Annotated in this window: 15 protein-coding genes; 5 read left to right on the forward strand and 10 right to left on the reverse strand. The window is 52.5% G+C overall.

Features of this window, described 5'->3' with window-relative positions:
- Nucleotides 1-135 precede the first annotated feature (135 nt).
- Both SQ11_RS03165 and rpsU read right to left on the reverse strand, forming a co-directional pair.
- Nucleotides 136-582 carry a GatB/YqeY domain-containing protein gene (locus SQ11_RS03165; protein ID WP_041512682.1) on the reverse strand — a complete coding sequence of 149 codons (447 nt, stop codon included), beginning with the start codon at nucleotides 580-582 and terminating at the stop codon, nucleotides 136-138.
- A gap of 198 nt (nucleotides 583-780) precedes the next feature.
- Entirely contained in the window at nucleotides 781-993 is a 213-nt protein-coding gene (gene rpsU, locus SQ11_RS03170; protein WP_004179462.1) for a 30S ribosomal protein S21, read from the reverse strand.
- Between the two features lie 288 nt (nucleotides 994-1,281).
- Here rpsU and tsaD point away from each other — a divergent pair, with 288 nt between their 5' ends.
- Complete coding sequence (tsaD, locus tag SQ11_RS03175; protein WP_041512683.1) at nucleotides 1,282-2,328, forward strand: tRNA (adenosine(37)-N6)-threonylcarbamoyltransferase complex transferase subunit TsaD; 1,047 nt, start codon at nucleotides 1,282-1,284, stop codon at nucleotides 2,326-2,328.
- 14 nt (nucleotides 2,329-2,342) lie between these two features.
- Here tsaD and plsY read toward each other — a convergent pair whose 3' ends face one another.
- On the reverse strand, nucleotides 2,343-2,951 hold the full coding sequence (plsY, locus tag SQ11_RS03180; protein WP_041512874.1) for a glycerol-3-phosphate 1-O-acyltransferase PlsY: 609 nt from the start codon (nucleotides 2,949-2,951) through the stop codon (nucleotides 2,343-2,345).
- Nucleotides 2,952-3,346: 395 nt separating this feature from the next.
- Here plsY and folB point away from each other — a divergent pair, with 395 nt between their 5' ends.
- Nucleotides 3,347-3,712: a dihydroneopterin aldolase gene (folB, locus tag SQ11_RS03185; RefSeq protein ID WP_041512875.1), complete on the forward strand. Its 366-nt coding sequence runs from the start codon at nucleotides 3,347-3,349 to the stop codon at nucleotides 3,710-3,712.
- Nucleotides 3,713-4,001: 289 nt separating this feature from the next.
- Here the strand turns inward: folB and SQ11_RS03190 are convergent, their stop codons facing one another.
- The 7 genes from SQ11_RS03190 to aroA all read right to left on the reverse strand — a co-directional run bounded on the left by SQ11_RS03190 (nucleotide 4,002) and on the right by aroA (nucleotide 10,471).
- On the reverse strand, nucleotides 4,002-4,586 hold the full coding sequence (locus SQ11_RS03190; protein ID WP_041512684.1) for a CBS domain-containing protein: 585 nt from the start codon (nucleotides 4,584-4,586) through the stop codon (nucleotides 4,002-4,004).
- 262 nt (nucleotides 4,587-4,848) lie between these two features.
- Entirely contained in the window at nucleotides 4,849-5,547 is a 699-nt protein-coding gene (gene pyrF / locus SQ11_RS03195; RefSeq protein WP_041512876.1) for an orotidine-5'-phosphate decarboxylase, read from the reverse strand.
- Between the two features lie 46 nt (nucleotides 5,548-5,593).
- Nucleotides 5,594-5,851 (reverse strand): lipopolysaccharide assembly LapA domain-containing protein, encoded by a 258-nt coding sequence (locus SQ11_RS03200; protein WP_041512685.1) that lies wholly within the window; start codon nucleotides 5,849-5,851, stop codon nucleotides 5,594-5,596.
- 150 nt (nucleotides 5,852-6,001) lie between these two features.
- Nucleotides 6,002-6,286 carry an integration host factor subunit beta gene (locus SQ11_RS03205; RefSeq protein WP_041512686.1) on the reverse strand — a complete coding sequence of 95 codons (285 nt, stop codon included), beginning with the start codon at nucleotides 6,284-6,286 and terminating at the stop codon, nucleotides 6,002-6,004.
- A gap of 9 nt (nucleotides 6,287-6,295) precedes the next feature.
- Nucleotides 6,296-8,011 (reverse strand): 30S ribosomal protein S1, encoded by a 1,716-nt coding sequence (gene rpsA / locus SQ11_RS03210; RefSeq protein WP_041512687.1) that lies wholly within the window; start codon nucleotides 8,009-8,011, stop codon nucleotides 6,296-6,298.
- A gap of 348 nt (nucleotides 8,012-8,359) precedes the next feature.
- Nucleotides 8,360-9,040, reverse strand: coding sequence for a (d)CMP kinase (gene cmk / locus SQ11_RS17795; RefSeq protein ID WP_041512688.1), 681 nt, complete (start codon nucleotides 9,038-9,040; stop codon nucleotides 8,360-8,362).
- Nucleotides 9,041-9,130: 90 nt separating this feature from the next.
- Nucleotides 9,131-10,471, reverse strand: coding sequence for a 3-phosphoshikimate 1-carboxyvinyltransferase (gene aroA, locus SQ11_RS17800; RefSeq protein WP_041512689.1), 1,341 nt, complete (start codon nucleotides 10,469-10,471; stop codon nucleotides 9,131-9,133).
- 526 nt (nucleotides 10,472-10,997) lie between these two features.
- Here aroA and cysK point away from each other — a divergent pair.
- The 3 genes from cysK to SQ11_RS03235 all read left to right on the forward strand — a co-directional run bounded on the left by cysK (nucleotide 10,998) and on the right by SQ11_RS03235 (nucleotide 14,038).
- Nucleotides 10,998-11,975: a cysteine synthase A gene (gene cysK / locus SQ11_RS03225; RefSeq protein WP_041512690.1), complete on the forward strand. Its 978-nt coding sequence runs from the start codon at nucleotides 10,998-11,000 to the stop codon at nucleotides 11,973-11,975.
- Between the two features lie 31 nt (nucleotides 11,976-12,006).
- Nucleotides 12,007-12,924 (forward strand): serine O-acetyltransferase EpsC, encoded by a 918-nt coding sequence (gene epsC, locus SQ11_RS03230; RefSeq protein WP_041512691.1) that lies wholly within the window; start codon nucleotides 12,007-12,009, stop codon nucleotides 12,922-12,924.
- 355 nt (nucleotides 12,925-13,279) lie between these two features.
- Nucleotides 13,280-14,038, forward strand: coding sequence for a tetratricopeptide repeat protein (locus SQ11_RS03235; protein ID WP_232297872.1), 759 nt, complete (start codon nucleotides 13,280-13,282; stop codon nucleotides 14,036-14,038).
- Nucleotides 14,039-14,069: the final 31 nt, after the last annotated feature.

Consider the following 14,069-nt stretch of genomic DNA (forward strand, 5'->3'; position numbering starts at 1 on the left):
GCGTGCAAATCAGTAAAAGCTGATCACGCGATTTCATTATAGGATGCTTTCTGAAAATGCAAGAGAACACGTTCCCTACCGCACATCCGCAACCGGGACCTCATTGACTATCCCGCGAAGACAAACACCAGAATATCAGCTAAGGAGCTTTGTTCTGACCAACGCGGATACCTTGCCCATATCTGCCCGTCCGGAAAGTTTGGGCTTGAGCATCGCCATTACACGTCCCATATCCTGCTGCCCTTTCGCGGCAGAGGCCATAATCGCCTCGGTGACGGCACCCTCCACCTCGGCGTCGCTTAATGCTTCAGGCATATAAACCCGTAGTACGCCGACTTCGTATTTCTCCGCATCGGCTAAATCATGACGATTCGCGGCTTCGTATTGTGTAATGGAATCACTGCGTTGCTTGAGCATTTTTTCTATTACTGCAACGACCGCGGCGTCATCCAGCACAATGCGCTCATCCACTTCGCGCTGCTTGATCGCGGCCTGCAGCAACCGGATAGCATCGCGCCGCCTGTTGTCACCCGCGCGCATCGCGGCTTTCATGTCTTCAGTGATTTGCTGCTTCAGATTCACAATGAAAATTATTTGTCTTTACTTGCCAGGAACCCGTCGATTAAATCGCACATCGCATCAACCATGGTCAATTCAATCATCGGGCCAACATGAACCATACGTTAACAATTGGTAGGTTTATAGAATCCTTTATTGCACGGGATCAAATCCATGTTGGCGCTGCAGGATCTGTGGATAATTCTTTTTGACTAACTTTAACTAATAAAGTTTCGGTGGGAGTAGCTGACTGCGCAGGCGCTTGTAGGTGCGCTTAACCGCAGCGGCTAGCTTGCGCTTGCGTTCGGCGGTAGGCTTTTCGTAGAATTCTCTTGCACGTAATTCGGTGAGTAAACCGGTTTTTTCTATGGTACGCTTGAAACGACGCATGGCGACTTCAAACGGCTCGTTTTCCTTGACTTTAATGGTGGTCATGAAGATGCGGTTCCTTCCTTAATATGTTAATAATTGAATAAATGGCGCAACTCCATCCCGGATGTTTCATAAATTAATGCGCGTCGCTGGCTTCTTATTTCATATGGAAATTTTGTTCAGTCGCGTGCCGCGTGTATGAATAACCACGCCGCTCTTTTCCAAACGCTCCCTACAAAACAAATCCCGCGCAATCATTACGCGAATTTATGAAACATCCGGGATGGGAAGCTCGCCATTATATAACAGTACATAATTCCGTTGTAAAAGACTAATTTCTCAGACACTCCCTTGCTTGTACTTGGCATTGAAACTTCCTGCGACGAAACCGGCATTGCGCTCTATCACACGGAGCGCGGTCTACTGAGCCATGCGCTTTATTCACAAACGGCAATGCACGGCGAGTATGGCGGCGTTGTGCCGGAGCTTGCCTCGCGCGACCATATCCGGCGAGTGCTGCCCCTTATCAGACAAGCCTTGGCGGCTGCCAGTCTCGATCTACGGAACCTCGATGCGATCGCCTACACCCGTGGACCGGGACTGGCTGGAGCCTTGCTGGTGGGGGCAAGTATCGCAACCGCCCTGGGGTTCGCCCTGAAAATCCCGGTACTGGGCATTCATCACCTTGAAGGACATCTCCTGTCTCCGCTTTTATCCACCCCCGCGCCTGATTTTCCGTTTGTGGCGCTGCTGGTGTCGGGTGGCCATACGCAGCTGATGGAAGTGAGCGGCCTTGGACAATACACGCTCCTGGGCGAAACCGTGGATGACGCCGCGGGAGAAGCTTTTGATAAAACCGCAAAATTGCTGGGACTGGGTTATCCCGGTGGACCGGCATTATCAAAACTCGCCGATGAATTCTCCAGCTCGGGGCAACAAGGGCAATACAGACTCCCCCGTCCCATGCTCCACAGCGGCGATCTCAATTTCAGTTTCAGCGGCCTGAAGACCGCCGTGCTGACTCTGATAAATAAACACGAAATTACCGAGCAAACCACGGGCCGCATTGCCTTGGCTTTTCAGGAAGCCGTGGTGGATGTGCTGACGGAAAAATCACTGGCGGCACTGGTAAAAACCGGCTTGACTCAGTTGGTGGTCGCGGGCGGCGTAGGCGCTAACCGTCAATTGCGTAAAAAACTCTGTCACAAAGCCGAGAAAATAGGCGCCAAGGTTTTTTTCCCCGAACTCGAGTTTTGCACGGATAACGGTGCCATGATCGCGTTCGCGGGGGCAATGCGCTTGCAGTCGCCAGCACTCCGGGATTGGGAGCCGGCGGATATCTTTACGATAAGGGCTCGATGGGATCTGGAAGTTCAAAAAATGCCGCCGGATGCTTAGCCCTCAATATCGGGTCAGGGTATGCTGCGCTTGCCGATGCGCGTTTCCTTGCCCGCAATCAGGCTAGCGATATTCGACTTGTGTCGCCAGATGATCAGCAAGGACATGGCCAGAACGACAAAAGTACCTGAGTCGAAACCAAGAAAAAATAGCGCATAAAATGGAGCAAGCCCTGCGGCCACTAACGCAGCCAGGGATGACATACGCCAGATCGCCGCAACCATAATCCAGATAGCGACCGCCAATAGCCCCATCCATGGATTAAGTCCCAGCAATACACCAACGGCCGTCGCCACGCCTTTCCCCCCCTTGAACCCCAGGAATATCGGGAATATATGACCCAGGAATACTGCCAGCGCTACCGCGGCAATCGCTTTATCGTCTCCCCCCAACGCAGGCATGAAATGTTGCGCCAAGACCACCGCCACCCAGCCTTTACCGGCATCGCCCAGCAACGTGAATACCGCTGCTGTTTTCTTTCCGCTGCGCAAGACATTGGTTGCCCCTGGGTTCTTCGAGCCATACAGACGGGGATCAGGCAAATGAAACAACCAGCTCGCCAACACGCCAAAGGAGATGGATCCCAGCAAATAAGCCAGCAGTATGAGAACCATCCACGTCATGTTATTAGCGTCATCTTTGCAAATAGAATAAAATCCTGCGCTGATTTTACGTGAAAAACCAGCTTCCACGACATATCCCGGAACCGCTTTAACTCAGGAACCTCTGAATAAGTCCTCCGTGGAGCGCGTTGCTGTTAAAATCGGGATGATCACAAGGCACACAACGCAGGTCATCGCTCGGTCTATGGTGCCAAGGGTGTAACGCGATGGCGCCCGATTTTACCGCTCATTTGCCCACTGAGCGATGGGACGGTCGTTTTGCGGGCGATCTGTTTTGCCAAGCTCCCAGTGAAGGGGATCGCCATCCGCATCGTCGCCTCCCTTGTTGCTGTGGCATCCCATCCCGCAAAGTCGCCGCCATGCCAGCAAAGGACTTATTCAGAGGCTCCCCCATAATGGACATCATTTTTCTGCAGGAACTCAAGGTCAAAACGTTGATTGGCATTTATCCATGGGAACGCAATATTGCGCAAACCATCCAGCTCGACCTGGAAGTTGCGATGCCTACGAGCCAGGCCTGTCAAACAGACAATTTCGAGGACGCGCTGGATTATGCCTTTATTGTCCAACGCATCAACGAAACGCTTTCACAAAAACATTTTTCTCTGTTGGAGGCGTTGGCTGAGCACATCGCTCAAATCATCCTGAAGGAATTTAAATCGCCGTGGGTCAAGGTCAGCGTGGCGAAACTCAGCGCGATACGCGGAGTTAAGAAACTAGGGGTGTGCATTGAGCGCCGGCTGGAGGGCTCATCTGCTTGAACAAAACCGTACCGTCTCTAGAGACAACTTTAAATTTGTCACTATGCATGACAAGAAGGCGAGAATGAGAACTTATCTCGTCGGGTGGATTGAGCCTTGCACCCGGAAAACCTCTGGGTGAAATCCTGCAGAATTATTTACTCGGAAATCCCCCAAAATAGCCGGAATCTGCACTAAATCCGGACCAACCACGGTCACCGGATGCCTGTCGGCATTCGCTTATTAATCTTGATTCTTTCTGACCGGGTGGCCACACCTTCAGCGCTGCTAACGCTATGCTCACTCGCCATCAATGCATCAATGTGGTCTCGATCTCAGTAAATGTTTTGGCAACTTCCGTGGATGGAATGGCGGTACCCAGTTGCTTCTCGATTTGTGTCAGGGAAAAAATGCCGCACACCGCCGGCTTGCCGTCAGCGTCGTTCTCTATTACCAGGGTGTGTTGTCGGCCGGTATCAAGCAAGCTGGCAATAATATCTCCCACCCTGGCATGATGGATTTTTTCAATGGGAATAGCTTCCAGCCGGTCAAGCGGAGTCATGATATCGGAAACCAGGATCTCATTATGCTTCATACTCCGCTCCTGAATAAAGCGGAGGGGCTTCTCACCAAGAATATCGGTTGCGGTGATTAAGCCATTGAGAACCTGGTCCTGGTTTAATACCAGCAGGGAACGTATACCGCGCTGTATCATATATGCGTTAGCCGACTCCATCGTCTGGTGCGATTCGATTACCGCGGCATGGATTTGCCGCAAATCGGTCATCACATCAAGGGCAGGCGATGCAAGCGTTACAGATTTAGGCGTAATGGGGCGGGCTACTCGCACAGCGCCCGTCAGGCGCTGTGCCGGTAGGACGTGGTAATCGGGCATGATATTGTCCTCCAGCAAGAGTGAATGGGTATACGCTCGGAATTGATAAGATCGAATTCCAAACATCCCTTGTTAACTCTACGCTCAACAGAATGATGGGTCAATATGAAATGCAAACGCCACCCCGCTAACTACCCGATACTATGGAAAATTACGCAATCGAGAGCGAGCAAACTAAAAACCTCTTTCCCAGAGAAGGGAGGTCTCTTTGAAATCCGGGAATCTGCCGGGAGGCTTGGCAGCCGACGGCATTACAGCCCGATTATTCGGCCCGTCCCGCTATTTCATTATTCAATCGACGTAATATGGATACCGGGTCCGCCGCCTGTGTGATGGGCCTGCCGATAACCAGGTAATCCGCGCCGTTGTCGATCGCCTGCCGCGGCGTTGTTACCCGTTTCTGCTCATCCATTGAAGCATCGATAGGGCGGATACCTGGTGTGACCAGGCAAAAATTCCCGCCTATGATTTGCTTGAGCCGCGGCGCTTCCTGGGCGGAACATACGACCCCATCCAGTCCGCAATCATTTGCCAGGAGCGCCAGTCGCTGTACGGCATCCTGCGGATCTCCATTCAGGCCGATCTCCTTCAGATCATTATGCTCCATGCTGGTAAGCAAAGTCACCGCGATGACTTTAGCCGTTCCCGTGGGTACAGCCTGGCGGGCGGCAAGCAGCATTTTTCTTCCACCCAACGCGTGGACGTTCATCATCCACACACCCAGACCCGCTGCTGCCTTGCACGCCTTCATCACAGTGCTGGGAATATCGTGGAATTTCAGATCGAGAAAAATCTCAAAACCTTTCCCCATCAGCTTCTCCACCACTTGCGGTCCGGCGGCGGTAAAAAGCTCCTTGCCTACCTTTACCCTGCACGATCCCGGTTCAAGCCGGTCCGTAAGGGCCAGTGCCTGTTTTGCATCAGGAAAATCCAGCGCAACAATAATGCGGGGATCACGCACACAATCAGCGCCGTTACTTAATGAGTCGCTAACAAACGTTCCGTGGCTATCCATGCTGATCCAGTGGAGGATATTTTTTCCTGAATGCGGCAATTGTCCGTCCTTGTCTGGATATTTTGCCGAGACAGGACAGGATACCGATTGCCACTCCAAGCGTAAAAACTAATAGTATTACCAGTACCAGTGACGTCTGCCATTCGTAGCCAAAATAATAACGTAGTGTTACGGTTTCAGCATTCCTCACGGCGAAGCCGAGCAGCAACACAAATAGAACAATGCGTAAGAGCCCTATCAGATAACGCATAATCCTAATCCGGCAGTCGATCGCCCATTGCAGTCCTTTAACGAACCCATTATGCGGCATATAAAAAAAGCTGGGACCACCCCCGCCGCAAGTCTAAAAAAAGCGGCAAGATCTTGCGATCTGCCGCCATTATAAATCTCTACGATTTTTTTAGTCCTTGCGGTCGACCCGCTCACGCATTTCCTTTCCTGCCTTGAAATGAGGGACATACTTCTCCGGAACTCGCACTTTTTCTCCGGATTTTGGATTGCGGCCGATACGCGGCGGACGGTAATTCAGATCGAAACTGCCAAATCCGCGAATTTCAATGCGCTGCCCCTGTGACAAACTCTTGGCCATGGCATCAAGTATCACCTTGACTGCAAGCTCGGCATCCTTCGCCACCAACTGGGGGTAACGGGCTGCAAGCTTTGAGATCAATTCAGACTTTGTCATTGGCAATTCCTATTGTTCAGTATTTTTGACATCCATCTTGGCTTTAAGCAGCGCCCCCAGGCTGGTGGTTCCGGCATTGGCAGCGCTGTCGCTCGTAACTTTCTGCATGGCGTCGGATTCCTCAGACATATCTTTGGCCTTGATGGAAAGATTAATACCACGATTCTTGCGGTCAACATTGATAATCATCGCCTCGACCGTATCGCCTTCCTTCAGGTGCGTGCGAATATCCTCAACCCGGTCACGCGATATTTCCGATGCACGCAGGTAACCTTCCACATCATTCTCCAGGGCTATCACCGCACCCTTGGCGTCAATTGACTTGACCGTGCCTTTGACGATACTGTTCTTGTCATTCACCGAGACAAAGCTGTTGAATGGATCACCCTCCATCTGCTTGATCCCCAGTGAAATGCGTTCCCGCTCGACATCAATGGACAGCACCATCGCTTCAACTTCATCGCCTTTCTTGTAATTACGCACCGCTTCTTCACCTGGCTGATTCCACGAAAGATCGGACAAATGCACCAATCCATCTATGCCGCCCTGCAACCCGATGAACACTCCGAAATCCGTAATGGATTTGATCTGCCCGCGCACCTTGTCGCCTTTCTGATGATTCATGGCAAAGTCATCCCAGGGATTAACCTTGCATTGCTTCATGCCGAGCGAGATACGTCTGCGTTCCTCGTCGATTTCCAGAATCATCACTTCGACTTCGTCACCTAGCTGCACCACTTTGGACGGATACACATTCTTGTTGGTCCAATCCATTTCTGAAACGTGCACCAGCCCTTCAATGCCCTGCTCGATTTCAACAAATGCACCATAATCCGTCAGATTGCTGACTTTGCCGAACAGACGGGTATGTTGTGGATAACGCCGGGAGAGACCTACCCATGGATCTTCGCTCAACTGTTTCATACCCAGGGAAACGCGATTTTTCTCCTGATCAAACTTGAGCACCTTGGCGGTGACTTCATCGCCGACATTGATGACTTCGGAAGGATGTTTCACCCGCCGCCATGCAAGATCCGTGATATGCAGCAGGCCATCTATACCGCCCAAGTCGACGAACGCACCATAATCGGTGATATTCTTGACCACGCCCTTGACCACCGCACCCTCCGCCAGATTTGCAAGCAATGACTGGCGATCCGCGCCCTGGCTCTCTTCCAGAACCGCGCGACGCGACACCACCACATTATTCCGCTTGCGGTCGAGCTTGATGACCTTGAATTCCATTTCCTTGTTTTCGTACGGCGTGGTGTCCTTGACCGGCCGGATATCCACCAGCGACCCCGGCAAAAAGGCGCGGATTCCGTTAATCATGGCGGTCAGGCCACCCTTGACTTTACCGCTCACCAGGCCGCACACAATAGCGCCGCTTTCCATGGCGGCTTCCAGGTCATGCCAAGCCGTCAGGCGTTTTGCCTTATCGCGCGACAAACGTGTCTCACCATAGCCATCTTCAAGCGCTTCGATCGCAACACTGACGAAATCGCCGGGCTTGGCTTCGATTTCACCTTTGTCATTCTTGAATTCTTCGACTGGGATAAAACTCTCCGATTTGAGGCCGGCGTTCACCACAACGATGTTGTAATCAACCCGAACGACTTCGGCGGTGATGACTTCACCGACCCGCATCTCCTGGCGGGAAAGACTTTCTTCAAAAAGTGCCGCAAAACTTTCGGGGGACTCTGTAGCGGGGGAAGCAATGGTCATTATAAAAAATACCTGATTTGAGATCCCGTCCAAATAAACCCTGACGGGGCTAGTAGGTTAATAATAACTGCCTGAATGCAAAATCCACCCTCTTTTGCTCAAGGGTTGACGCGGCAGCACCGGGTAAGCAACTGTCTGAAACTATCCTTCAATACACTAAAAAATATCTGAATTTTGCCGCCATATCCATTAATCACCCCCTCAAAATGGGGGCCTGTCTCGGGATGTCACCGCATCCACTTTTTGTTCGCGCCTTACTTGCCAGCTCGTTCCATTTTCTGGGCCGGCTAAACCCCAAACTATCCAGCATTATTTGCCGGACAAGGAGCACGGGTTGCGCCTGAAATCTTAAAGACACTTTTTTGCGCAAATTTCAGCGTAGCGCCGTAGTACGCCATCTACCGCTTGTCCGATATCAAGTGAAGTCGTGTCCAATAAACTTGCACCCGCTCCCTGTTGCAAGGGCGCCACGCTTCGACTGCTGTCGCGTGCGTCACGCTCTCGTATATCCTGTAAAAGGGTGGCAATATTAGCATCTATCCCTTTTTCCATCAACTGTTTATACCGGCGTTGTGCGCGTGTTTCCGCGCTTGCGGTAAGAAATATCTTGAGAGCGGCATCGGGAAATACTACTGAACCCATATCGCGCCCATCCGCCACCAGGCCGGGAAACTGTTGAAACGCGCGTTGCCGCTCCAAAAGCGCCGCTCTGACCCGTGGATAGGCAGCAATTCTGGATGCGGCATTACTGCATGCCTCCGCGCGAATAGCGTCGGTAACATCTTCGTTCCCCAACCGGATTCCCGCGTCTTCAAAAATAACATCAAGCCGGGTGGCAATGTCGCTCAGAGCCAGTTCATCCTCGAAATCAATTTCCATCCGCATTGCCGATAGTGCCACCAGGCGATAGAGTGCGCCGCTGTCGAGATAATGAAACCCCAGCTCCACCGCCACGCGTTGCGCAACCGTACCCTTGCCGGAGGCGGAAGGACCATCAATCGCAATAACCGGAATATCGTTAATACTCATGAAAAAACCTCAATATTGTTATTACGCGTAACACTGATCTGTTAAATGAGCGGTCGCCCGCTGGATTTGGATCCATTTTTGGGGACCAAGTCAGGCCTTGGTTATCGCCGTGAATTTTTCAAAATAATCGGGAAATGTCTTGGTCACACAGGCCGGGTCGTTTATCCGCACCGGCACCCCCAATGACGCCAACGAGAAGCACATGGCCATGCGATGGTCGTCATAGGTATCAATAGCCGCATGCACGGCAAGACTTCCACCCGGCGGCGGCGTGATACGCAGGAAATCCGGCCCCTCCTCCACTATGGCGCCCAACTTGTGTAATTCCTTCGCCATCGCCACGAGCCGGTCGGTTTCCTTTACCCGCCAACTGGCGATATTTCGGAGCGTGGTGGTACCCTTGGCGAATAACGCCGCCACCGCTAGCGTCATGGCGGCATCGGGAATATGATTACAATCAAGGTCGATCGCTCGCAGGTAACCGGATTTGGATGTGCCGGCTTCGATCCAGTTATCTCCCCTCCTGACGCAGGCTCCCATTTTTTCCAGTGCTTCAGCAAAATGGACATCCCCCTGAAGACTGTCCTGTCCTATTCCCTCCACCCTTACCGGACCACCACCGATAGCGCCAGCGGCAAGAAAATAGGAAGCGGAGGATGCATCCCCTTCGACGAATATCTCACCCGGACTGCAATAGCGCTGTCCCCCGGGCAGTGCAAATTGACGCCATCCCTCATTTTCAACATGCACGCCGAAACGATCCATCAAAGCAATGGTCAGGTCGACATAAGGCCGCGAAATCAGCTGCCCCATCACCGTTATCGCCAGTGCTTCACCCCCGGCTGGCGCCGACAAGGGCAATGCTATCAGCAACCCGGTGAGGAACTGGCTGGATACATCACCTTTAACGGTTATCGCGTTACCCCGGATATGGGCGGGTTGAATTTGCAGCGGCGGAAAACCTTCTTTGCCAAGATAGGTGATATCCGCGCCCACCTGACGTAGCGCATCCACCAGATCTCCGATGGGCCGCTCATGCATGCGCGATACGCCCGATAGTCGGTAGCGTCCCTGTGACAGCGCCAGTACGGCAGTCAATGGGCGGAAAACCGTGCCTGCATTACCCAGAAACAAGTCCGCTTCATCTACGGGAAAACGCAAGGGAAATTGTCCACCGATACCCCGGACACGATAATCGTTCCCATCGATCGGAACGATGGCCACGCCTAAGGCCTCGAGCGCATCCAGCATCCGCGCCGTATCATCGGAGGCAAGCAGGTTACGTATAGTGGTTACGCCATCCGCCAGCGCAGCAAGCAGCAGAATACGGTTGGAAATGCTCTTGGAGCCGGGCAGGCGCACCACACCTTCAACGGCCTTGATCGCGGGAAGATCGAGAAACTTTACATCATGCCTGGCAGATAAGATCATCTACCGCGCAAAAATTCTGTGTTTGACATTTATCACTTCCCCCCTTGAAATCCCTTGTATATCAATGCAGATTCACGCTCGGTTCCCAGCATCCGGACATGATTCGCGCCAACCACTTTGAACGTCGTCATGTTGGCCGGAAAGCATGCCAAAGGACGACAGAAACTTGACGGAAAAATTTGCTATTATAATCAACTCCGGAATGTTTCCCCCTGTTTTCCCTTTTTCGGTACCCTTCTTCATAAAACCAGCGGATTCATAACTGATATTGACCGCTCAACCCCGCAAGGGCAAAATAGTTGGTGATCATATCCCACTAACCGGTCTCAACCACGAAGAAATTCTCTTATCATAGATAAGATTCCACCGCTATTCGTTTGTATATCACCTTCTACTGGCCTGGGCGGATATTCTTCCGGCATCCGGAATCTCCGGCACGTTGATGAGCCAGCCTAGTTTCCCATGTCCCTCTCATACTCAGGGGAATGACTGAGCGCGGCAATCTGTACTAGAGGAAGTTTCAAAAATGCCACATTGGTTCAAAGATAACTCGGAATCCATCGGACACACGCCACTGGTACGGCTTAATCGCGTTACTGATGGCGCTCCGGCGACCGTGCTGGCCAAGATTGAAGGGCGTAACCCGGCCTATTCCGTCAAATGCCGCATTGGAACGGCAATGATCGAAGACGCGGAATCGCGTGGACTGCTTGGTCCGGGAAAAGAACTGGTAGAACCCACCAGCGGCAATACCGGTATTGCTCTGGCATTCGTTGCCGCCGCACGCGGCCTGCCTCTGACCCTGACCATGCCGGAAACCATGAGCCTGGAACGCCGCAAGCTGCTTGCCGCTTATGGCGCAAAGTTGATTCTGACGGAAGGTGCGCGCGGCATGAAAGGTGCGGTAGCAAAAGCCGAGGAAATTGCCGCTTCCGATCCTGGCCGGTTCGTATTGCTACAGCAATTCACCAACCCCGCTAATCCAGCCATCCATGAGCGTACCACGGGACCGGAAATCTGGAACGACACCGATGGGGCCATTGATATTTTTGTTTCCGGTGTAGGCACAGGCGGCACCATAACCGGCGTTTCGCGCTATATCAAAAAAACGCAGGGAAAAGCAATTATTTCGGTCGCGGTCGAGCCATCCGCCAGCCCGGTGCTCACCCAGCAACGCGCCGGTGAGCCACTAAAACCCGGCCCACATAAGATTCCCGGAATCGGGGCAGGTTTTGTGCCTGAAAATATGGATCTCTCACTGGTGGATGAAATCGAGCAGGTCAGTAATGAGGAGGCCTTACGCTATGCGCGCCGCCTTGCGCGTGAGGAAGGCATTATTTCCGGAGTTTCATGCGGCGCTGCTGTAGCAGTTGCGGCACGTTATGCCCGTCGCCCGGAAAATGCGGATAAAACGATCGTCGTTATCCTGCCGGATTCCGGGGAACGTTACCTGAGCTCCATCCTTTTTGAAGACGTATTCGACACACAAGGATTGACGGCCTAAACGGCAAAGTTCAAAAAACAGAGCATTCATCATGAAAGGAACGGGTTTGGAAATTGACACGGTTGTTGCCGAGTTGCGCACCTTGCGTTTGGAATCATTGGAAAATCGACAGAGACGGGATAGGCCGCCAAAGCTTCCTTCCCGCAAGGTACTGGTGGGTATCGCGGATGGATTGAGTGCCGTGCTTTTTCCCCACCGACTGGGTTTACCGGAACTCACTAATCAGAGCGTCGATTTTTATGTGGGTCACATGCTGGATGTGACACTTCGGGATTTGCTGGTGCAAGTGCGCCGTGAACTGCGCTTTGTATCCGGCCTTGACGCCACAAGCAATACGGATCGCGAGCAGGCCGCCGCCATTATCCAGGCATTTGCCAAAAGATTACCGCATATACGCAGTTTGCTGGAGAGCGATATTCAGGCAGCTTATGAGGGAGATCCCGCTGCGCGAAGCATCGACGAAATACTGGTCTGCTATCCCGGATTTACCGCTATCACGTATTACCGGCTCGCCCATGAATTGCATTCCCTGGGAGCGCCATTGATTGCCCGCATGATTTCCGAAATCGCCCATTCCGCGACCGGCATCGAGATCCACCCGGGTGCGCGCATTAGCGGCAGTTTTTTTATTGACCATGGCACCGGCGTCGTTATCGGTGAAACCGCCATCATAGGCGAACATGTGCGGCTATATCAGGCGGTGACTCTCGGCGCCAAGCGCTTTCCGGTGGATGAAAATGGCGCGCTGGTAAAGGGCAACGTACGGCACCCGATTGTCGAAGATGATGTCGTCATCTACGCGGGCGCTACCATTCTTGGCCGCATTACCATTGGCCGTGGCTCAACCATTGGCGGCAACGTCTGGCTCACACGCAGCGTTCCCCCTGGCAGCAACATTTCACAGGCGCAGATACGCAATGAGGTATTCGACGGCGGCGCCGGAATCTAATCGATATCGCGTCACAGCGGCTAGCGCTGACCTCATAAGCTCAAATCCCTGATTTTTACTTGGAGAGATATCGAGAGAATCCCGGGAAGCAGGAGCGTCCGACAACGTTCGAAGTATCCACGTCCACTGTCGGGTTGACGCCCGGCAGGGCAATACTTAGACTGTGCGGAAAAGTTAAACCATACTTGCCATTTTCGGACGGAGCAGCAGAACAACAAGAGACATTATGTACGCGAAATGCATTAAGTGCGGAAGTGAAAAGACGCACAGCTCTCGTGTGCGGCCAGGTGAGCGAACCTTGAGAACGCTGTTTCTCCGACCCATGCGCTGCAGCGATTGCAAAGAACGCTTTTGGGTGAGAAATCCCAGCGCCTATCTCGCAGCGGGAGCAACGCTGGCTATAAGCGGACTGTTTATTGGCGCGGTTTGGCTGATCATATTAGCCAATATGTCGGATGGATACGTCGCAACGGAGACCGGATCGGAGCAACCGGCCGTTTCTGAAGCTGCTAGATCTTATCGCGATCCCCTATTGTACCCGGACGCGAAAAATGCCGACAAAGGCAGGTCCTCTGACACCGCAAATATAGCCCCTGAGGCACGGCCAACAATATCCAATGCACAGAAGCTTGCGGATGATCACTATCTCAGAGTGCAGTCGTATCAAGAAAGTGCGGAAAAAGGAGATAGCGATGCACAATACAAACTTGGTTTGTTATATCTCACCGGAAATGGCGCGTTGCAAGATTTCGCAGAAGCCGCCAAATGGCTTAAATTAGCCGCGGAACAAGGCTATGCGCTTGCGCAATATGAGCTGGGCCTGATTTATCGCACTGGTCATGGTCTCGCTATTGATCCGATACAGAGCTACATGTGGCTGAATCTTGCTGCCGCAGCCGGTATTCAGCAGGCCGTGATGATCCGGGATGAGGTTATGAGATCTCTCAGCGCCAAACAACTTGCGCAGGCTCAAAAGATTTCCCGTGAGTGGCTCGCCTCACGGCCCAAGCCCAAACCACAGGCGCCGGAAACGACAAGAATGGAAGGTAACGATGTACCCGCCGCTAATCCTATCGTTGAGCCGAATACCGCTGCCGTTGGCAAAATCGAATAGCGGCGGCACACTAGGGAATAGCAGCAGGAAC

Origin of the sequence: Nitrosospira sp. NpAV (assembly GCF_000832065.1) — a bacterium.
Classification (GTDB): domain Bacteria; phylum Pseudomonadota; class Gammaproteobacteria; order Burkholderiales; family Nitrosomonadaceae; genus Nitrosospira.

Excerpts from the sequence above, each read along its gene's own strand:
- rpsU (WP_004179462.1), bottom strand. The coding sequence starts at position 993 with ATGACCACCATTAAAGTCAAGGAAAACGAGCCGTTTGAAGTCGCCATG.
- plsY (WP_041512874.1), bottom strand. The coding sequence starts at position 2,951 with ATGACGTGGATGGTTCTCATACTGCTGGCTTATTTGCTGGGATCCATC.
- folB (WP_041512875.1), top strand. The coding sequence starts at position 3,347 with ATGGACATCATTTTTCTGCAGGAACTCAAGGTCAAAACGTTGATTGGC.
- SQ11_RS03190 (WP_041512684.1), bottom strand. The coding sequence starts at position 4,586 with ATGCCCGATTACCACGTCCTACCGGCACAGCGCCTGACGGGCGCTGTG.
- SQ11_RS03200 (WP_041512685.1), bottom strand. The coding sequence starts at position 5,851 with ATGCGTTATCTGATAGGGCTCTTACGCATTGTTCTATTTGTGTTGCTG.
- SQ11_RS03205 (WP_041512686.1), bottom strand. The coding sequence starts at position 6,286 with ATGACAAAGTCTGAATTGATCTCAAAGCTTGCAGCCCGTTACCCCCAG.
- rpsA (WP_041512687.1), bottom strand. The coding sequence starts at position 8,011 with ATGACCATTGCTTCCCCCGCTACAGAGTCCCCCGAAAGTTTTGCGGCA.
- cmk (WP_041512688.1), bottom strand. The coding sequence starts at position 9,040 with ATGAGTATTAACGATATTCCGGTTATTGCGATTGATGGTCCTTCCGCC.
- aroA (WP_041512689.1), bottom strand. The coding sequence starts at position 10,471 with ATGATCTTATCTGCCAGGCATGATGTAAAGTTTCTCGATCTTCCCGCG.
- cysK (WP_041512690.1), top strand. The coding sequence starts at position 10,998 with ATGCCACATTGGTTCAAAGATAACTCGGAATCCATCGGACACACGCCA.
- epsC (WP_041512691.1), top strand. The coding sequence starts at position 12,007 with ATGAAAGGAACGGGTTTGGAAATTGACACGGTTGTTGCCGAGTTGCGC.